This window comes from Rheinheimera gaetbuli (genome assembly GCF_054781935.1).
On the sequence record NZ_BAAGTL010000001.1, the window covers coordinates 365,380 to 385,890 of the forward strand.

Here is a 20,511-nt window from a genome sequence, read left to right on the forward strand (position 1 = left end):
GTTATTATTTACCGCTGCAGGCACCCAGGCACATGGCCCGCTATACGCAAAAACCTCAAGACATTAGCAAACTGCTGGCGGGCAGTAGCCTGGCATCACAGCAACAGCAGGTTACGTTGTTGCAGCAACTGAACAAGGTATTAGCTGAGGTATTGCAGCTAGAGCAACTCAGTTTTTGCCAGGTTAGCACCATCCGTGATGGCAGAGCCGTTATTCTGTGTGCCTCGGCGCCCTGGCTAACCCGGTTGAAATTGCAGCGCGACGCCATTCTAGACAATTTTCGCCGAAAAATCTTGCCTGATTTAGCCGGATTAGAAATTGAAGCCTCACCTAGTGGCCAGATAAACAAGCCACAACTGAGCATACCGCAAAAAAATAGCCACCAGTTGTCAGACAATGCTGCAGCGGCACTGCGCGCTGCAGCGGATAGCAGCGGCGGCGCATTAAAGCAGGCATTATTGAAGCTGGCAGAGAACGCCGCTTCAAAGGGTCAGGACACTTGAACTGTGTTGTTGTTTCAAGTGCTATGACCCCTTGAACGACAAAACCCGGTTTATGCCGGGTTTTGTTGCTGTTTTATGTTGTTAAGCCAGTTGTGGTGCCAGATAAGAGATGGGCATCTCGGCCTTATCTTCAAAGGTGACGAATTCCCAGTTTTCCTGGTTAGCCAGCACGGCGCACAACAGTTGATTGTTTAATGCATGGCCGGTTTTGAAGGCTTTAAACTCGCCCAAAATGCTGTAACCCGCCATATACAGGTCACCGACGGCATCGAGGATTTTGTGTTTTATAAATTCGTCTTCGTAACGTAAACCGTCTTGGTTTAACACCCTAAACTCATCTAACACCACGGCGTTGTCGAAGCTGCCGCCCAATGCCAGGTTGTTCGCTCGCAGGTATTCTACTTCGTGTAAAAAACCAAAGGTGCGGGCGCGGCTGATGTCTTTTATAAAACCTGCCGCAGAGAAGTCCATTTGCATGTGCTGAGTAGTTTCAGCTATTACCGGATGGTTAAACTCAATAGCAAAGTCGATTTTAAAACCATGGTGTGGTTTAAACTCTGCCCATTTGTCGCCATCTTCTACCCGCACTGTTTTTTTAATGCGAATAAATTTCTTCGCCAGGCGTTGTTCGGCAACACCGGCTTCCAGTAGCAGATAAACAAAGGGGTTGGCGCTGCCATCCATAATCGGAATTTCTGCAGCGTCAACTTCAACAACCAGGTTGTCGATACCCAGGCCGGCTATGGCCGCCATCAGGTGTTCAGTGGTAGATAACCGCACGCCGTTGTCATCGATTAAACAAGTACACATCACGGTATCGCCGACTAATTCTGGCGCTACTTTGAAGTCAACCACCGGGTGAAGATCAACACGACGGAACACAATGCCCGTGTTGTCCGGCGCAGGTCGGAGAGTAAGCGTAACCTTTTCGCCTTTGTGCAATCCTACCCCAATGGAGCTGACTGTTTTGCCGATGGTACGTTGTCTAATCATATTTTGTTCCTGCTCAAATAATAAGCAATCATAAAATGGCGGCGAAGCATAGCATAACGTGGCAATTATGCCAAATTTCACTGAACCGCAGCTTAAGCCTGCGGCGGGCTTGCCGGCGACTAAGTATAGCTTTAGTCAGCTTGTTTGCGTAAAAATGCCGGAATATCAAAGATATCGATATTAGCTTTGCTCTCTGGCTGTGCCTTGGCATTTAGCGCTGTTTGCTCATGTTTTGCTGGCTGCACATCGTGTTGCGGCATTAATGCTGCGCCACCATGGGTGCCATACACCGGTTTTTGTACTTCAACAGGGCGGCTGCCTGGCACCAGACTGATGTCTGGCCGACGGTCGGCACCAATGCCGGTGGCTACTACGGTAACGCGCAGTTCATCCTGCATATTCGGGTCGATAACCGCACCCACTACCACAGTAGCATTTTCTGAGGCGAACGCTTTAACCGCATTACCAACGATTTCAAACTCTTCAATGCTGATATCCAGACCGGCAGTAATGTTAACCAGAATACCCTTAGCACCCGACAGGTCAATATCTTCCAGCAACGGGCTGGAGATAGCCTGCTCTGCGGCTTCTTCTGCACGATCTGGCCCGGTGGCGCGGCCACTGCCCATCATCGCGGTGCCCATTTCTGACATTACGGTACGTACGTCGGCAAAGTCGACGTTAATTAAACCAGGACGGGTAATCAGCTCCGCAATGCCTTGTACCGCGCCCAGCAGCACATTGTTAGCCGCTTTAAAGGCGTCCAGCAAGCTGGTGCCCTTGCCCAGTACTTTTAATAGTTTGTCGTTAGGAATAGTGATCAGTGAGTCAACATGTTTAGCCAGCTCCAAAATACCTTCGTCAGCAAAAGCGGTACGCTTTTTACCTTCGAACGGGAATGGCTTAGTGACAACTGCAACAGTTAGAATACCCAGTTCACGCGCCACTTCGGCCACGATTGGCGCTGCACCGGTACCCGTACCACCGCCCATGCCGGCAGCGATAAACACCATGTCAGCACCTTGCAGGGTTTTCTTGATGGTTTCACGATCTTCTTCCGCTGAACGGCGGCCAATTTCCGGGTTTGCGCCGGCTCCCAAGCCCTTAGTCACGTGCGCGCCTAACTGCAGGGTAACATTGGCTGACGAGTTACGCAGCGCCTGGGCATCGGTATTTGCTGCAACAAACTCAACACCTTCAATATTGCTGGCAACCATATATTCAACGGCGTTACCGCCGCCGCCGCCAACACCTATTACTTTAATTACAGCTTCTTCGCTGTGGTTTTCCATTAACTCAAACATAGGTCTCTCTCCGTTTTTACGCTTACTAAATTGTTAAAACTCGCCTTTGAACCAACTGCTGATCCGTTTGACGAAACTGCCTACTGAATCACGCACATCGGCCACTTTTTTCTGCTGGTTGCGCGCGTCTTTGCCGTACAGCAACAGGCCAACGACACTGGCATAGGCGGGGTCTTGCACATATTCTTTCAAGCCACTGATATGCATTGGCTGACCTACACGCACCGGCATCTGGAAAATGTCTTCAGCAAATTCGACTGCCCCTTCCATTTTTGCCGTACCACCGGTAAGCACGACTCCGGCGGCGATTTGCTCTTCTAAGCCTGAGCTTTTAATTTCTTCCATTACCAGCTCAAACAGTTCCTGATAGCGCGGCTCAACCACTTCGGCCAGGGTATGACGCGACATAGACCGCGCAGGCCGCCCGCCAACGCTGGGCACTTCAATGCTTTCTTCTTTACCCACCATGCTGCGCAGGGCACAGGCATACTGCACTTTGATCTCTTCTGCGTGGCTTATAGGCGTGCGGAAGATTTTCGCGATATCGCTGGTTACCTGATTACCCGCCACCGGAATAACGGCGGTATGACGCAAAGCGCCATTGGTATAAATAGCAATATCGATAGTGCCGCCTCCCATATCTACTACACAGACACCCAGTTCTTTTTCGTCATCTGTCAGCACCGCAAAGCTGGAAGCCAGCGCGGTAAAAATTAGCTGATCTACCTGCAAGCCGCAGCGCTCAACACATTTTTCGATATTCTTTGCCATGTCATTAGCGCAGGTTACGATATGGGCTCTAGCTTCCATCCGCACACCGGACATGCCAACCGGGCTTTTTATGCCCTCTTGCATATCAACCGAAAACTCTTGCGGCAGCACATGCAACATGCGCCGCTCGGCTGAGATAGGCACCGACTTAGCTGCATGTATTACGCTGGCGACATCTTCAGCTGTCACTTCCGTATCGTTAATAGGTACCATGCCACTTTCATTTTGACAGCGGATATGTTTACCAGTGATGCCCAAATACACCGACGATACCCGGCAGTCTGCCATTAATTCTGCTTCGTCTATGGCCCGTTGTACTGCCTGCACTACCAGGTTAAGGTCGTTCACGCCGCCTTTGTCCATACCGCGTGACACGTGAGTACCGACACCAACAATGCTTAAGCGATCGTCTGGCGTAATTTCGCCCACCACCGCTTTTATTTGTGCGGTGCCGATATCCAGGCCTACTATCAGATCTCTATCCAACGACTTTGTCATGCTTTTCTCTTTTGTTCACTACTGTAACGCACGGCGATACCGGTGTCGTAGCGCAAATCTACTTCGGCGACAGCGTCGGCTTTATGTTCGGTTATTACCGGGTACAACTCAATAAAACGCTGCACCCGCTTTAACGTATCTTCGCGGCCCAGCTTCAGCTTTACGCCATTACTCAGACTAAGTTGCCAGGAAAACCGTTCGGTTAGCCCCAGCGACACGGCATTAAATTTATGCAGGGCTAACAAGCCCTGCATATGGCGGTACATGGTCAGTGCGTCCTGCTGGCTGCCTTGCGGGCCGGTTAGCATCGGCAGTTCCGTTTTCAGCTGCTGTAGTGGCGCGTCGAATATTTCGGCGCGGTCATTTAGTAATTGCAGTTGATTCCAGATCGCTACCGGCTGTTGTTCTGTAACAACCACAACCAGGGCGTCAGGCCATTGTTTGCGCACGGCCACCTGATACACCCAGGGTTGCTGTAACAGAAACGCTTGTACCTGATCCACGTTCACGCTAAAAAAGTTACCTACATATTGCTGCGCCAGCGTCTGGTGCAGCGCTTCGGCATTAATATGATGGAAATCACCATACAGCCTTATTTGTTTCACCGGCGCACTTTGCTGGCTATGCAGCCAGTGGCTTGCTGCTATAACGCCCCAGCTGAGCGCAGCCACAGCACAGAGGAAAAACAACACTCCGGCATAAAAAGCCGGCCGCTGTTTAAACACTATGTTGGGCAAGCGCCAGTTCATGCTGTCAGCCCTCACAGGTCTGCGTTGACGTTGTCTGGCTTAAAATAGCCAGCACCAGTTGCTGAAAACTCAGGCCTGCTGCCTTCGCTGCCATTGGCACTAAGGATTTCTCCGTCATACCCGGCACGGTGTTCACCTCCAGCAAGTAATGCTGGCCACTATGATCCAGCATAATATCTACCCGGCCCCAACCACTGGCGCCTACGGCATTAAACGCTTTTAACGCGCTGTTCTGCATAGCCGCAGCAAGCTCTGCGTCAAGCGGCGCCGGACATAAATACTCGGTACTGTTGGCCTGGTATTTCGCTTCGTAATCATAAAAAGCCCTTGGCGTGCGCATTTCAACTACCGGCAACACCTGGCCATTTAAGATGGCAATGGTAAACTCGCGACCATTAATCCAGCGCTCTACCAAAATTTCGCTGTCGTACTTTAACGCGGCCTTTATTGCCTGCTCCAGCTCTGCGGCACTGCTGGCGGCACTCATGCCGATGCTGGAACCTTCGTTGGCAGGTTTTACCATTACTTTGCCACCTAAAGCGGCCAGTAAGCCGGCAAAATCGGTATCATTACTGTGTACTACAGCAAACGGTGCTGTGGGCAGATTTTGGGCCTGAAATAACCACTTACAGCGAATTTTATCCATCGCCAGTGCTGAACCCAGCACACCGCTGCCGGTATAGGGTAAGCCCAATTGCTGCAGGGCACCCTGCATACTGCCATCTTCGCCACCGCGACCATGCAGCACAATAAATACCCGCTGTGCGCCAAGCTGCGCCAGCTGAGTCAGGCTTTGCGCTTTCGGATCAAAGGCAAAAGCATCGACACCGGCCTGTTGCAGCGCTGTTAGTACCGCGGTGCCAGAGCGCAACGAGACTTCACGCTCTGCCGATACACCGCCAAACATCACTGCAACTTTACCAAAGGCCTGCACATTACTACTCATGCTTGTTCTCCTGCACTGGCTTTTAACTGGTTAATATTCAATTGCATGGCAGCCAACTTTTTAACCAGCGCGCCTATATTGCCAGCACCTTGTGTCAGTACCACGTCGCCTTGCTGCAGAACGGCTGCCAGGCTGGGCGCCAGATCTTGTGGTGTGGCAACATATATAGGGTCTAGCGCACCACGGTTACGGATAGAGCGACATAAACTGCGGCTATCTGCACCGGCTATTGGCGCTTCACCGGCGGCATACACTTCCAGCAGCAATAAGCTGTCTACGCTGGATAACACTTTGGCGAAGTCTTCGTACAAATCGCGGGTGCGGGTATAACGATGTGGCTGATACGCCATCACCAACCGGCGCTCTGGCCAGGCAGCCCGCACTGCAGCTATAGTCGCCGCCACTTCTGTCGGGTGATGGCCATAGTCGTCCAGCAACAGTACCTTGCCATTGCCGGTATCGAACTCGCCGTATTGCTGAAACCGGCGGCCAATACCTTCAAACTGGCTTAATGCCGTTAATATTGCCTGCTCGCTAATCCCCTCATCGCGCGCCAGTGCAAAAGCAGCAGTAGCATTGAGCGCATTGTGCTTGCCCGGCAGGTTTAATATGACTTCGCGCTGGTTACCCTCGGGGTCGGTAATAGTAAAGCGGCTTTGAGTGCCATGCTGGTTAAATTCGCTGATGACAAAGTCGGCATCGTCGCTAAAACCGTAGGTAAGCACGGTGCGGCCAATTTGGCTGAGCAAACCACGCACTACCGGATCATCAATACATACCACTGCTACACCATAAAACGGCAGGTTGTGGCAAAACTCAAGATAGGTGGCTTTTAGCTTTTCAAAGTCACCCTGATAGGTGTCCATGTGATCCGCTTCAATATTGGTAATCACAGTGGCTAAGGGCTGCAGGTGCAAAAAAGACGCGTCACTCTCGTCGGCTTCTGCAATTAAGTAGCGCCCGGCACCAAGCCTGGCATTTGAGCCAGCCGAGTTAAGCAGCCCGCCAATTACAAAGGTGGGGTCGGTACCGGCCTGAGCAAAAATAGATGCCAGCAAACTGGTAGTGGTGGTTTTGCCATGGGTGCCGGCTACGGCAATACCATGACGAAAGCGCATTAACTCTCCTAGCATCTCAGCTCGGCGCACCACCGGAATACGCAGTTCTCGTGCCGCAGCTATTTCCGGGTTTGCCGGGTTAATCGCGCTGGAAACCACGATTACGCTGGCCCCGGTTACATGCTCGGCTGCATGGCCAAAGCTGACTTTAGCGCCCAACGTAATAAGACGTTCGGTAACGGCGTTGGGTGCAATATCAGAACCGGATACGTTATAGCCTTCGTTTACCAGCACTTCGGCAATACCGCCCATGCCGGCACCGCCTATACCAACGAAATGGATGCGGTCTACCCGGCGCATTGCCAGTTTTTTCTGTTGTGGTGTTGTAATCATAATGCGTGTCCTGTCTGGCCGGCCAACTGCTGACACTGCGCTACTACCTGTGCACTGGCGTTATCCAGCGCACAGGCACGCGCCCGGGCGGCCATCTGTTGTAATTCAGTTTTATCCTGCAACCAGCGGCTTAAAAGTGGTAATAGCCGCTGCTCATTCAATTCGGTTTGCGGCACTACTATTGCGCCCTGTTGCTGGCTCAGCCATTGTGCATTGGCACTTTGATGGTCATCTATAGCGCCGGGTAGCGGCACAAACAACGCGGCTACGCCGGCACAGGCCAACTCACTGACAGTTGACGCACCGGCGCGGCAAATAACCACATCGGCCCAGCTGTATGCTTGCGCCATATCATCAATAAAGGCTGATACTTCGACCGTTAGGCCAGCATGATGCAATTGCTGATATGCCTGTTCGGTTTGCTGCTGCATTGCAACACCTGTCTGGTGTTTTACCTGCAATTGGCCCTGTTGTGCCGCCGCGGCAAACAAAGCAGGCAAGCGCGCGTTTAATGCCTTGGCTCCCAGGCTACCGCCGACTACCAGCACTTTTAAGCTGCCGCTAAAATCATGCTGTGCGCCGGCACCTATTACCGCCGCTCTTACCGGGTTGCCCACCAACACCTGCTTGCTATTGCCGGCAAAAGCCGTGGGAAATGCCACCAGTACTTTGCGTGCCACATGTGCCAGCAGCCGGTTAGTACTGCCGGCTATCGCATTTTGCTCGTGTATTAACAGCGGTAAGCGTTTTAACCAGGCCGCAACGCCACCAGGACCACTGGCATAACCACCAAAGCCCAGCACCAACTGAGGCTGCACTGTGTCTATTACTGCCCGGGCCTGCATTACCGAACGCCATAACATCAACGGCGCCTTTAAAAGCGACAATACGCCTTTGCCACGCAGACCCGAAACGCTAATAGCGTAAAACGGCCAGCCAAATTCTGGCACCAGCTTCGCTTCCATTCTGTCGGCACTGCCAAGCCAGTGGATCTGCCAGCCAGCATCTTGTAATGCTGTGGCCACTGCCTGGGCTGGGAATATATGCCCACCGGTACCACCGGCCATTATCAGCGCGCGCGGTTTAGTCATGCCGGCCTCCGCTAATAGCGTGCTTACCTTTTAACCGCACTTCAAAGTCGATGCGTATTAGCAACGCCGCTGCCATCAGCATAATAATCAGGCTACTGCCACCAGAGCTGACAAAAGGCAGCGTTAAGCCCTTGGTTGGCAAGGCGCCAGTGGCGACGCCAATATTCACTGCTGACTGGAAGCCAATCCAGATGGCCATGGCATAAGCCAGAAAACCGTGAAAACTCATTTGTTTCGCCAGCGCATGCTGGCCAATCCACAAAGCGCGATACACCAGCATAAACAGCAAACTCAGCAGCACGGCGACACCAACAAAACCGGTTTCCTCGGCAATGACCGCCAGAATAAAGTCGGTGTGTGCTTCAGGTAGATATTCCAGTTTCTGAATGCTATTGCCCAGCCCCTGGCCAAACCAACCGCCGCGGCCAAACGCCATTAGCGACTGCGTTAACTGGTAACCGCTACCAAAGGGATCAGCCCAGGGATCAAGAAATGCCGTTACCCGCTTCCAGCGATATTCGCTGTAGACAATTAATACGCCGATTGCCATTAGCCCAGTAAAGATCAGCCCGAAAAATTGCCACAAACGGGCGCCGGCCAGGAACAGCAACGCCACAGCAGTGGCAAACATTACGATTACTGTGCCTAAGTCGGGTTGCATCAAAAGCAGCACTGCAAAAGCAAACAGTACCAGCAAGGGCTTTAAAAAGCCTTTCAGGTTTTCACGAACTTCTTCATGTCGGCGCACCAGATAACTGGCCAGATAAACAAAGAAAAACAATTTAGCCGGCTCTGCTGCCTGAATATTTATCGGCCCCACTGCCAGCCAGCGTGTACTGCCGTTAACATTGCGACCAAAAATTAACACGGCCACCAATAGAGCCAACGCCGCCAGTAACAGCAGCATATTATTGTTATGCCACCATTGTACCGGCAGGTTCAGTACCAGTAAGGCTGCCGAGAAACCAATAGCCAAATAGATAAGATGGCGAATAGTAAAATGTAATTCATTGTCGAATAATCTGGCAGCTACCGGTACTGAGGCACTGGTCACCATTACCACGCCAATGGCCAGCACCAACAGCAATAACGTAACAAACAGCTTGTCATAAGCGCTGCCATCGTCGGCTTGCCACCAGCCACTTAGCCGTTGCAGTGGATTATGCAGCGGATTTTTTAGCAGCTTAAGTGCCAGCTGTTTCATAGCACCTCCGCCTTGACTGCTGCTGCAAATTGCTCACCACGTTCGGCATAGCTTTTAAACATGTCCAAACTGGCACAAGCAGGTGACAACAGCACCATATCGCCTCTTTGGGCCAGCTTTGCTGCTACTTTTACCGCGTCCTGCAGCGTTTTTACCTGCACAGCATCGGCTTTTAGCGCTGCAATGGCCGGGCCATCGCGGCCCAGCGTTATCAGCGCATCTACCTGCGTATCCAATACCGGTTGTAGCTCAGACATATCAGCGCCTTTGCCATCTCCGCCGGCAATCAGGATCAGCTTGCCACTGACGCCGGGTTTTAAACCGGCAATAGCCGCCAGCGTGGCGCCGATATTGGTGGCTTTTGAGTCGTTGATCCAGCGCACGCCGCGGTTTTCTGCTACCAAAGTGCAGCGATGCGGCAACGATTGGAAACGGGTGAGCGCACTGACCAGACCATCGCGATTTGCACCCGCGGCCAGTGCCAGCGCGCAGGCGACCAGCGCATTAAATTCATTATGGGCGCCAAACAGACTCATCTGCGCTACAGGCAACAGCGGTAAGCCGGCCACGTTTAACCAACGCTCGCCATTGCACAAGCAGATACCATAGCCGGCATCAGCCAGCTTAATGCCAATACTGTGCTCGGCCTGCTGCGGAATAGTTGCCACGTCGTCCAGATTAAACACCGCCAGCGCGGTATGCTGATATACCCGCTGTTTAGCCGCTGCATAGGCCGCCATACCTTGGTAGCGGTCAAGATGATCAGCACTGACATTTAAAATAGTGCTGGCGACGCTATGCAGGCTGTGCAGTGTATCCAGTTGAAAACTTGACAATTCTAATACGTAAACCGCAACATCCTGCTGCATAACCGCATCCAGTACTGGCAAACCAATATTACCCGCCGCAAGTGCTTTTACACCACTGGCATTAAGCATGGCTTCGACCAGTTTGGTCACCGTGGACTTGCCATTTGAGCCGGTAATTGCCACCACAGGCCGGGTGTTGTAACGGGCAAACAGTTCGACATCGCCCATCAGCTCAGCGCCCTGGGCTACCGCAAAACGAATAGCCGGGTGCTGCGGTGATAAGCCTGGGCTCAGCACAATAATGTCCATTTGTGCCAGCCGGTTAGCGTCAAACTCACCGAGATAAATGCCATCGACTTTTTCTGTTGCAATCTGTTCAATACCCGCCGGTTTGATGCGGCTGTCCATCAGTACCGGCTTGACGCCCTGGTTCAGCAAAAAGCGCACCGTGGCCAGACCCGACAGGCCCAGCCCCACGACAGCAATGCGTTTTTTGTTTAAACTCAGTGTCATAAATTATCTCAGTTTCAGGGTTGCTAAACCCACCAGTACAAAAATGATGGATAAAATCCAAAACCGCACAATGACACGCGGTTCGGGCCAGCCTTTTAGTTCGTAATGATGGTGAATAGGCGCCATGCGGAAAATACGCTGGCCGCGCAATTTGTAAGAGCCCACCTGCAAAATGACCGACAGCGTTTCCATCACAAAGATGCCGCCCATAATAAACAGTACTATTTCCTGGCGAACCAGTATCGCCACTACGCCCAGCACAGCACCCAGTGCCAGCGAGCCGACGTCGCCCATAAACACTTGCGCCGGGTAGGTGTTAAACCATAAAAATCCCAGCCCCGCGCCAATCAGTGCGGCCAAAAACACCACTAGTTCACTGGCATGAGGTAAATAAGGAATGTTCAGATAGGCCGAGAAATTAACATTGCCGCTGACATAGGCAATAATGGCAAAAGCGCCGGCAACCATAATGGTAGGGACTATTGCCAGGCCATCCAGACCGTCGGTTAGGTTTACGGCATTGCTGGTACCGACGATGACAAAATAACTTAACGCCAGAAATAACAAGCCAAGCTGTGGCATCACGTCTTTCAGGAAAGGCACCAGTAAGGCCGTTTCAGCTGGTCGCTCAGCGGTTAAATATAAAAATGCCGCGGTAATAATGGCAAACAACGATTGCCAGAAATACTTCCAGCGCGCAATTAAGCCTTTTGGGTCTTTGCGCACTACTTTGCGATAGTCGTCGACAAAGCCTATCCAGCCAAAGCTGACCAACACGAATAACACAACCCATACGTACTTGTTTTCCAGGTTAGCCCACAGCAGAGTACTTATCAGTACTGCACCGAGGATCAGTAACCCGCCCATCGTCGGAGTGCCTTTTTTAGAGAAATGGCTTTCAGGGCCATCGCCGCGCACTACCTGGCCTATTTGCATGCGCTGTAAGCGGGCAATAAGCTTAGGCCCCAAATACAGGCTCAGTAGTAATGAGGTTAAAATGCCCAAAATAGAGCGGAAAGTTAAATAACTAAATACATTAAAAAAGCTGAAGTATTGGGTTAAATACTCCGCTAACCAAACTAGCATGGGCTATTCTCCTGCTGACATCTTTCTAGCAAGTCCTGCACGACTAATTCCATTTTCGCGCTGCGCGAGCCTTTCACTAGTAGGGTGACATCCTGCTGCTCTGACACTATCGGCATCAGGCGTTGCATTAACGCTTGGCGCGAACTGAAATGTGCCCCCTGACCATTAAACAAGTCACTGGCGCTCTGTGATAACACGCCAAGGGTGAACAACAGATTAATACCGGATTTTTTTGCGTATAAACCAATTTCTTCGTGATATAAACGGGCATTTTCACCCAGCTCAGCCATATCTCCCAGTAACATTACCCGGTAGCCATTGTAAGACGCCAACAGGTCAATGGCCGCTTTTACCGATTCAACATTAGCATTGTAAGTGTCGTCAATTAACCGCATGGCGCTGCTAAGCCGCTTCACATTAGTGCGGCCTTTAACTGGCTGCATTTGTGACAGCCCAAGCTGCACATCTTCAAGGCTGGCACCAACAGCAACACAGGCAGCAGCGGCGGCTAACGCATTGCTGACGTTGTGTTTGCCAGGTATGGTCAGTTGAATAAAACGGCGACCGGCTGCACAGATAAGCTCGAACCCGGCGCAGCCCTGCTCATCAAGCACAATGCCACTGGCATGATAATCGGCTGCTTGCCCGGCTGAAAACTGCACAATTTGTTTGCCTTCCAGACGGCGCAGCCAATAGTCACGGTATTCACTGTCGGCTGGAATAATAGCAACGCCCTGCGCAGACAAGCCGTTAAAAATTTCGCCTTTCGCACGCGCCACGCCATACACATCGCCAAACCCTTCCAGATGTGATGGTGCCACATTGGTGATAATGGCAACCTGAGGCAGTACCAGCGAGGTGGTGTAGGCAATTTCGCCCTGATGATTTGCGCCCAGTTCAAGCACGGCATACTCTTGCTTTGCGGTCAGGCGCAGCAAAGTGAGCGGTACACCAATATCGTTGTTAAAGTTACCCTGAGTAGCCAGCACTTCGCCACGACGGCTTAAAATAGCCGCTATCATCTCTTTTACCGTGGTTTTACCGGCACTGCCGGTTACCGCTATAGTTTTCGGTGCCAGCCGCTGCTTTATCGCTGCCGCCAACTGGCCTAAAGCCTGCCGGGTGTCGGCTACAATGATTTGCGTCACCGCTTCGTCAACCAGGTGATGCAGCAACAGCGCAACGGCGCCCTTGGCAACCACATCAGCGGCAAAGTGCGCACCGTCAAAGTTCGGCCCTTTAAGCGCGATAAACAAGGCACCGGCGCTAATATTACGGCTATCAGTGCTTACCACACTGACGTCAGCATCAGGCCCGGTCATTACACCACCCACCAACTGGCAAATTTCGCGGCAACTTAAGCTAATCATGCTGACATCTCCGTAACAAGTTGACGAAGATAGGCCCGCTCGTCGTACTCTCGTTGCTCGGTGCCTATTATCTGTATTGTTTCGTGTCCCTTACCGGCAATAAGCACGACATCGCCGGCCTGAGCACTGGACAAAGCCAGCTTGATTGCCGCTTTACGGTCTGGCTCTATCTGGTAGGCTGCATCCGGGCTCATCCCTGCGGCAATATCATTGCAAATACTCAAGACGTCTTCACTGCGTGGGTTGTCGGCAGTAATAATCACATGATCTGCTGTCAGTTCAGCCAACTGGCCCATTATCGGCCTTTTACCGCGGTCGCGGTCACCACCACAACCAAACACACACCACAGCCGGCCATAACAATGCGCCCGCAACGCCTGCAGCGCCAGTTGCAACGCATCAGGGGTGTGGGCGTAATCAATTACCGCACTAAAGTGCTGCGGAAAGTGAAATAGTTCCATCCGGCCTGGTACGGTACTAAGGTTATCCAGTACTGCCAGCACGTCTGCCAGGGCATAGCCAAGCACTAGCATGGAGCTAATCGCCGCCAGAACATTTTGAATATTAAATTCCCCCAGCAGGGGTAACGTTACCCGGTAGTCACCCTGTGGGCTATGCAGCATTAATGTATAACCATCAGGTCCGGCTGCAACGCCTGAGTAGCCCAGGTAACGGTTGAAACCACGGCAGTCTTCCATTTTGCCGTAAACCCACAGGGGTAATTCACTGCGCGCCGCCAGCTTGCTGCCAAATTCATCAGATACGTTAATTACCGCACAACGGCTAAATTGTGGCGTAAACAGTTGCGCTTTGGCGGCACCGTACTCGGCCATCGAACCGTGGTAATCCAGATGATCGCGCGTCAGGTTAGTAAATACCGCTACGTCAAATAATATACCGGCTATCCGCTGCTGCACCAGAGCGTGCGAAGACACCTCCATTGCTGTAACGGCAACGCCATCGCTGACAAAACCTGCCAAAATACGCTGAATATCAACATAGTGCGGCGTGGTGTTTGGTAATGGCGTTAATGAGCCGACAGCGCCATAACCCAGCGTGCCCACTACATTGGCTTTATAACCCAGCAGACTGGCCAGCTGGCTGATAAAAAATGTCGTGCTGGACTTACCATTAGTACCGGTAACGGCTACCAACTGCAGCTGACGGGCCGGTTTATGGTAAAACTCAGCAACTAATGCCGGTAATAATTGTACCAACTCAGGTATAACAACAACCCGTTCATCATCGTATTGACCTTCGTCGGTTAACACCAACGCGGCGCCTTGTGCCAACGCTTGGTTAATAAAGGCTTTACCATGCTGGTTTACCCCCGGCAATGCCAAAAACACCTGGCCCGGGCCAACTTTGCGGCTGTCCAGTTGTAATGCCGCTAAGTTAACGTCGGGTACTTTGCCGGCATACAACGCCAACCAGCTGTTACTGTTAACCATCATTCCGGCCTCCACTAATGGCAGACAGCCGGGCCTGATCAGCCGCATCTGGCGTCAGGTTCAGTAGCTGCATTGTTGCACTCATAATATTGGCAAATACCGGAGCGGCAATTTCACCGCCATGGTAAAAGTCACCGGCCGGTTCGTTTATTACCACAACACATGCCAGACGTGGGTTAGAAATTGGCCCAACACCGGCAAACGACGCGACATAATCTTCACCATAGCCACCGGCGATGGCTTTACGTGCAGTACCGGTTTTACCCCCTACACGATAGCCTTTTACCTGCGCCCGTGTTGCAGTGCCTCCGGGTAAAATATTCGCTTCCATCATGCGCAGCATGGCCGCGGCGTGCTCTGGTGCCAGCACCTGCTCGCCGGGATAGATGTCTGTGGTTTTCAAAATACTTAACGGCCGGCTAACCCCACCATTGGCTATCGTAGCGTAGACTTTTGCCAATTGTGCGGCGGTAGCCGACAGACCATAGCCAAACGACAAGGTTGCACGCTCATGATCTGACCAGCGCCGGCGATGACTTAACATACCGCTGCTCTCACCGTTCAGGGCTAAACCGGTATCACTGCCCAGCCCCATGTTGGCGTACAGGCTAATCACATGCTCTACCGGCATATCCAGTACCAGTTTACTTACACCAATATTGCTGGATTTCTGAATAATGCCGGTTAAGTCCAGGGTGTTGTAGTTAATGGCATCACGCACCCAGCTACCACCCACCCGCATATATCCGGGGTAAGTATCTACCTTACTGGCAAGATTGGCGCTGCCAAACTCCAGCGCACTAAGCACCGCCAGTGGTTTCATGGTGGAGCCAGGCTCAAAGGTGTCGGTAATGGCACGATTACGAAACAGATAGGCCGGCGCATTGCCCCGATTATTCGGATTAAATGACGGGCTGTTAACCATCGCCAGCACTTCGCCGCTGTGCACATCGACCACCACGGCCGAGCCTGACGTAGCACCATGCGATAACACCGCTTTTTTAAGCTCACGGTATGTCACGGCCTGAATACGCTGATCGATACTCAGTTGCAGGTTACCCGGCTGCTGCGCCTGAAAGCGCTCTAACACTTCTATTTCGCGGCCTTTAGCATCTTTACGAAACACCTTACGGCCGGCAGTACCGGTAAGTAATTCATCAAAGCGCTTTTCAATGCCCTCTACGCCCACATCATCCACATTGGTAAAGCCCAGCAGCTGCGCAGTCACTTCACCGGCGGGATAGTAACGGCGTGATTCCTGTCGAAAATAAATGCCCGGCACTTTTAGTTGTTTAACATAGTTAACCACTGCAGGGTTTACCTGGCGCTGCAAATAGACAAAACGTCGTTGCGGATTGTCGCCAATGCGCTGTAATAGCTGTGTCGGGCTAAGCTGTAAAATATCGGCCAGTGCATGCCAGCGGCGTTCATCTGCAGCAGCATGGCGCTCAAGTACCACTTTAGGGTCAGCCCAGATGGCTTCAACCGGGATACTGACCGCCAGCTCTTCACCATTGCGATCTGAAATCATGCCACGCAATACAGTGTCTGCCTCAATCCGCAATGAGCGTGCATCGCCCTGGCTAACCAGCATGTCTGGCTCGACTACCTGCAGCCAGGCAGCACGTGCCATTAGCGCAGCAAACACCGCACTTAGGCTAAATAGCACAAAGGCAAAACGCCAGCCAAGCACTGAGGGCACGGTTCTGGCTTTTGCCTGACGTTTAGGTTTATTGCTACTCATGGCACTGTTACCGCTATGTCCCGCTCGCCGGCAGGACGCACCATTTGCAGTTTATTGCGGGCAATATCTTCTACCCGGCTATGCTCTGCCAACGCCCGCTGTTCAAGCAGCAAATTACGCCATTCGATATCAAGTTGGTCGCGCTGCTGATACAGCACGTCCTGCGCTATGGTGGTTTGCCGGTTCAAGTGGGCAAAGTGCACCACAGTAAGTGCAGACACGATGCAGGCCAGCAATAACAAGGCTTGCCATTTACCAGCACGCCAATCGCGGGCAATTAAGCGGTGCAGGCTGATGTTAGTCATGGCGCTGCTTCTCTGCCACCCGTAACACGGCACTGCGCGAGCGCGGGTTTTCCTGCAACTCTTGTTCAGACGGCATAATGGCTTTGCCTACCAGGGTTAAATCGGTGCGTTTGGCCAATTGCGCCTGCGTTAGCGGAATACCACGCGGAATAGGTTCTCCCTTAGCGTGACGACGCATAAATTGCTTTACCAACCTGTCTTCGAGTGAGTGAAAGCTAATAACCACCAGACGCCCGCCCGGTTTTAACACTGCCAACGCAGCCTGCAATGCCTGATTAACCTGCTCCAGTTCGCTGTTAATATAAATGCGAATAGCCTGAAAGCTGCGCGTTGCCGGATGTTTTTTCTCTTTGTTGCTTTTGGGCACACTGGCGCTAATTAGCGCTGCCAGCTGTGACGTGCGCGTAATTGCGGTTTCGGCGCGCGCCGCAACAATGGCCTGGGCAATGCGCCAGGCAAACTTTTCTTCGCCATACTCGCGTAACACAAAGCTAATATCTTCGACATCGGCTTGTGCCAGCCAGTCGGCGGCACTGATACCCGAGCTGGGGTCCATGCGCATGTCCAGCGGGCCGTCACGCATAAAACTAAAGCCGCGGTCAGCGTCATCTAGCTGTGGTGACGATACGCCAAGATCAAGCAATATGCCGTCCAGCTTACCGCTGATATGTTGCTGTTGGGCAATGGTTGCCAGGGCGGCAAAGGGGCTATGGGTGATATGAAAACGCGGATCGCCAGCCAGTGGGGCGGCAGCAGCAATCGCGGCAGGGTCCCGGTCTATGGCATACAACCGGCCGGCAGGGCCAAGTTGTGCCAAAATAGCCCGGCTATGTCCACCACGGCCAAAAGTACCGTCGAGGTAACAACCGTCGGGTTTTATTGCTAGTCCGTCCAGTGTTTCTTGTAACAGGACAGAAATATGAGCCGGTGCATTCATGTTACAGTGCAAAGTCCTGTAAACGTTCTGATAACTCTACTTCGCCGGCCTGAGCCTGCTCCAGCGCGATATCGGCTGTAAGGCGGTCATGCCAGGCGGTTTCGTCCCAGATCTCGAATTTATTTAACTGACCCACCAACCGGATACCTTTACTCAGGCCGGCATGCTGGCGCAATGGAGCCGGCAGCAAAATGCGGCCGCTTTTATCCATATCGCAGTCAGTCGCGTTACCCAGCAGTACGCGCTGCAAACGGCGTTCCTGCGGGTTTAAACTGGATAAGCGTTTGAGTTTTTCTTCTATTTCTTCCCACTCAGCCAGCGGATACAACAATAAACAAGGGTCGTGCAAATCGATGGTACAAATTAAGTGGCCCTGACAGTCAGACAGCAGAAATTCGCGGTAACGCGCTGGAAGCGCTAACCGTCCTTTCTCGTCCAATGTCAACGTAAATGAGCCACGAAACATAAGCTTCCTGTGCGATTAATTTTTCGTCTAGTACTGTAGGCAAGCCAAAATGATCCACTTTTACCCACAAATCCCCACAACGATACAGTTTAGGGTGCAGGTTTGACCATTGTCAAGGTAAAAACAGAGCTATTGATCGATTGCGATCACAGTAAAAATAAGCTCTGCAGCAAAGGTGATGATTTTGGTGGGAAAAAGTGGAGACAGATCAAAAGCGACGATAAATAGGCCTGTTTTTATGTACAGCCAGTACGATTGTGTTGCTTTTTTCTACGTTAACTTGCCAATGCAGAATAAATTATTCAATACTGAACAGGTATACTAATAACAAATTCCAACACCTCGTTTAAGCAACACAAGGAACCGGCTTTATGGTGTGTTTACTGAAAATCCGCGGCATGCTGGAGCAGATGTCGATTATAGAGCGCAAACTGGCGGATTTTATTCTGGATAACGCCCATTTGCTACGGGATTATTCTTCACAGCAACTGGCTGATGCTGTTGGCACCAGCCAATCCAGTGTAGTGAAGTTTTGTCAAAAGCTGGGTTATAAAGGCTACCCAGACTTAAAACTGGCCGTAAACGAAGCGGTGATCACCGCCTCTACATTGCAACGCAGTGATAACAATGAGCAGAAACACCAACAAAGCAATGTAAAAACCCTGGTAGAGCAATTGCAATTTAGCCTGCACAGCCATTTAAGGGGGATTTTAGAAATTAATGACGAAAAAGCGTTACGGGACGCCACAGATTGCCTGTTGCACACCGACAAAGTGCTGATTGCCGGTTTTGGCCAATCTGGCATCGTGGCGCACGATATGCAGTTTCGGCTGCTGCAACTGGGCAAGCTGGCATTGCTGCATACTGACCCGGCGATAGTGCTGCAACTGGCCAGCACGTTAAACAAGCACAGCGTGTTACTGCTTATTTCAGAGTCAGGCCAGAATGCCGACTTACTTAAACTGGCCCGTTATGCCCGCCAACGCCAGATCCGTATTATCAGCCTGACCAGCTTTAAAACCAATGCGCTAAGCCTGGCTGCTGATATAGCATTATATGCACTTAGCGGTGATGAAAACGTGCGGGTTAATGCCTTGCTGGTGCAACTGGCGCAACAGCATCTGTGTCATATTCTGTATTTGCTGCTTTGCCAGCAACAAAACAATGACCACGTGCTGGAAGAAAGCAGCAAACTGCTGGATTTACTCGAACAGCGCTGATTAGTCTGGCAACAACTCAAGGCCGTCAATGGCAGTAATACCCAGGCCGGGTGCATCGTCAATGGTAATGTCGGCATTATTAAAGGTTACGCTGCTTTTTACCGGATCAAACAAGCACAATGACGGGCCATCCAAATCTATTTTAGTAATAACGTCAGACTTGGCCACTGCAACATGCACCGCTGCCGCAACACTGATACTGCCTTCAAGCATACAACCTATCATGCATTGCATATCATAGAACGAGCAGATATCGGCTATTTTAATGGCGTTGGCAATGCCGCCGGTTTTCATCAGTTTTATATTGATAATATCGGCAGCACGCATTTTAATCAGCTCGATAACTTCCCGCGGGCCGAAACTGCTTTCATCAGCCATTACCGGGGTATGTACACGCTCGGTAATATATTTCAGCCCTTCTAAATCGTAAGCTTTTACCGGTTGCTCAACCAATTCCAGCCGCACCCCGGCATCTTCCAGTTTACGCAGTGCATAAACGGCTTCTTTTGCAGTCCAGCCCTGATTAGCGTCCAACCGGATCAGTGCCTTGCCCTCTACCGCAGAGTAAATGGCTTTTACCCTTTCAATGTCGACGCCGATATCTTTGCCTACTTTTACTTTCAGAGTTTCAAACCCCAACTCAACCGCATTTAATGAGTCGGCTACCATTTTGTCGATATAATCAACGCTGATGGTAATATCCGTAGTGATATTAGGCACGCCACCACCAAGAATTTTATACAGCGGAGCCTGGTATAACTGCGCAAACAGGTCATACACGGCAATTTCTACTGCAGCTTTAGCGCTGTAGTTTTTCACAATACAATTTTGGATCAGACGAATAATATGGTTTAGATCGGCAATATCCTGCCCCACTAGCTTCGGTTTGATTACCGTACGTATGGCACCAATAATAGAACCGTGAATATCACCGGTGATCACTGCTGTCGCCGGCGCTTCGCCATAGCCTATGTGGCCGGTGTCGGTTTCAACCATCACCACTATATCTTCAATGGTGTTAACCGTACGCAGTGCCGTTTTAAAAGGGGTTTTCAGTGGTATACGTAACATACCCAACTTAATATCGGTGATTTTCATAG

At 51.4% G+C, this 20,511-nt stretch carries 19 protein-coding genes; 2 read left to right on the forward strand and 17 right to left on the reverse strand.

What is annotated here, in order from left to right:
• Positions 1-32: 32 nt before the first annotated feature.
• A complete protein-coding gene (locus ACYVIC_RS01770) occupies positions 33-503 on the forward strand; it encodes a DciA family protein (RefSeq protein ID WP_460856722.1) in 471 nt (156 codons plus the stop codon).
• A gap of 81 nt (positions 504-584) precedes the next feature.
• On the opposite strand, the gene lpxC is transcribed toward ACYVIC_RS01770, so the two are convergent.
• From lpxC to mraZ, 16 genes are all read right to left on the reverse strand, one after another.
• Positions 585-1,496, reverse strand: coding sequence for a UDP-3-O-acyl-N-acetylglucosamine deacetylase (gene lpxC, locus ACYVIC_RS01775; protein WP_460856723.1), 912 nt, complete (start codon positions 1,494-1,496; stop codon positions 585-587).
• Between the two features lie 131 nt (positions 1,497-1,627).
• A complete protein-coding gene (ftsZ, locus tag ACYVIC_RS01780; protein WP_460856725.1) occupies positions 1,628-2,800 on the reverse strand; it encodes a cell division protein FtsZ in 1,173 nt (390 codons plus the stop codon).
• Between the two features lie 33 nt (positions 2,801-2,833).
• Positions 2,834-4,069, reverse strand: coding sequence for a cell division protein FtsA (ftsA, locus tag ACYVIC_RS01785; protein ID WP_460856726.1), 1,236 nt, complete (start codon positions 4,067-4,069; stop codon positions 2,834-2,836).
• Complete coding sequence (locus tag ACYVIC_RS01790) at positions 4,066-4,818, reverse strand: cell division protein FtsQ/DivIB (protein WP_460856728.1); 753 nt, start codon at positions 4,816-4,818, stop codon at positions 4,066-4,068. Before ACYVIC_RS01790 ends, ftsA begins: the two co-directional genes overlap by 4 nt.
• Before the next feature lie 4 nt (positions 4,819-4,822).
• The gene (locus ACYVIC_RS01795) at positions 4,823-5,764 is read right to left on the reverse strand and encodes a D-alanine--D-alanine ligase (RefSeq protein ID WP_460856729.1); all 942 of its coding nucleotides are present in this window, start codon (positions 5,762-5,764) and stop codon (positions 4,823-4,825) included.
• The gene (gene murC, locus ACYVIC_RS01800; RefSeq protein WP_460856731.1) at positions 5,761-7,215 is read right to left on the reverse strand and encodes a UDP-N-acetylmuramate--L-alanine ligase; all 1,455 of its coding nucleotides are present in this window, start codon (positions 7,213-7,215) and stop codon (positions 5,761-5,763) included. The genes ACYVIC_RS01795 and murC overlap by 4 nt, the downstream gene beginning before the upstream one ends.
• Entirely contained in the window at positions 7,212-8,306 is a 1,095-nt protein-coding gene (gene murG / locus ACYVIC_RS01805; protein WP_460856732.1) for an undecaprenyldiphospho-muramoylpentapeptide beta-N-acetylglucosaminyltransferase, read from the reverse strand. Before murG ends, murC begins: the two co-directional genes overlap by 4 nt.
• Complete coding sequence (gene ftsW, locus ACYVIC_RS01810; RefSeq protein WP_460856734.1) at positions 8,299-9,510, reverse strand: putative lipid II flippase FtsW; 1,212 nt, start codon at positions 9,508-9,510, stop codon at positions 8,299-8,301. Before ftsW ends, murG begins: the two co-directional genes overlap by 8 nt.
• Positions 9,507-10,832, reverse strand: a complete 1,326-nt coding sequence (gene murD, locus ACYVIC_RS01815) for a UDP-N-acetylmuramoyl-L-alanine--D-glutamate ligase (RefSeq protein ID WP_460856736.1) — start codon at positions 10,830-10,832, stop codon at positions 9,507-9,509. The genes ftsW and murD overlap by 4 nt, the downstream gene beginning before the upstream one ends.
• 3 nt (positions 10,833-10,835) lie before the next feature.
• Positions 10,836-11,918, reverse strand: a complete 1,083-nt coding sequence (gene mraY / locus ACYVIC_RS01820) for a phospho-N-acetylmuramoyl-pentapeptide-transferase (protein ID WP_460856737.1) — start codon at positions 11,916-11,918, stop codon at positions 10,836-10,838.
• Positions 11,912-13,288, reverse strand: a complete 1,377-nt coding sequence (locus tag ACYVIC_RS01825) for a UDP-N-acetylmuramoyl-tripeptide--D-alanyl-D-alanine ligase (protein WP_460856739.1) — start codon at positions 13,286-13,288, stop codon at positions 11,912-11,914. Before ACYVIC_RS01825 ends, mraY begins: the two co-directional genes overlap by 7 nt.
• Entirely contained in the window at positions 13,285-14,742 is a 1,458-nt protein-coding gene (locus ACYVIC_RS01830; RefSeq protein WP_460856741.1) for a UDP-N-acetylmuramoyl-L-alanyl-D-glutamate--2,6-diaminopimelate ligase, read from the reverse strand. The genes ACYVIC_RS01825 and ACYVIC_RS01830 overlap by 4 nt, the downstream gene beginning before the upstream one ends.
• Positions 14,732-16,483 carry a penicillin-binding transpeptidase domain-containing protein gene (locus tag ACYVIC_RS01835; RefSeq protein ID WP_460856742.1) on the reverse strand — a complete coding sequence of 584 codons (1,752 nt, stop codon included), beginning with the start codon at positions 16,481-16,483 and terminating at the stop codon, positions 14,732-14,734. Before ACYVIC_RS01835 ends, ACYVIC_RS01830 begins: the two co-directional genes overlap by 11 nt.
• Positions 16,480-16,788: a cell division protein FtsL gene (gene ftsL / locus ACYVIC_RS01840; protein WP_460856744.1), complete on the reverse strand. Its 309-nt coding sequence runs from the start codon at positions 16,786-16,788 to the stop codon at positions 16,480-16,482. The genes ACYVIC_RS01835 and ftsL overlap by 4 nt, the downstream gene beginning before the upstream one ends.
• Entirely contained in the window at positions 16,781-17,725 is a 945-nt protein-coding gene (rsmH, locus tag ACYVIC_RS01845; protein WP_460856746.1) for a 16S rRNA (cytosine(1402)-N(4))-methyltransferase RsmH, read from the reverse strand. Before rsmH ends, ftsL begins: the two co-directional genes overlap by 8 nt.
• Before the next feature lies 1 nt (position 17,726).
• Positions 17,727-18,191, reverse strand: coding sequence for a division/cell wall cluster transcriptional repressor MraZ (gene mraZ / locus ACYVIC_RS01850; RefSeq protein WP_460856748.1), 465 nt, complete (start codon positions 18,189-18,191; stop codon positions 17,727-17,729).
• A 371-nt stretch (positions 18,192-18,562) separates the two neighbouring features.
• Here mraZ and ACYVIC_RS01855 point away from each other — a divergent pair, with 371 nt between their 5' ends.
• Positions 18,563-19,411, forward strand: coding sequence for a MurR/RpiR family transcriptional regulator (locus ACYVIC_RS01855; RefSeq protein WP_460856750.1), 849 nt, complete (start codon positions 18,563-18,565; stop codon positions 19,409-19,411).
• On the opposite strand, the gene ACYVIC_RS01860 is transcribed toward ACYVIC_RS01855, so the two are convergent.
• Positions 19,412-20,509, reverse strand: coding sequence for a dipeptide epimerase (locus ACYVIC_RS01860; RefSeq protein WP_460856752.1), 1,098 nt, complete (start codon positions 20,507-20,509; stop codon positions 19,412-19,414).
• Between the last annotated feature and the right edge of the window lie 2 nt (positions 20,510-20,511).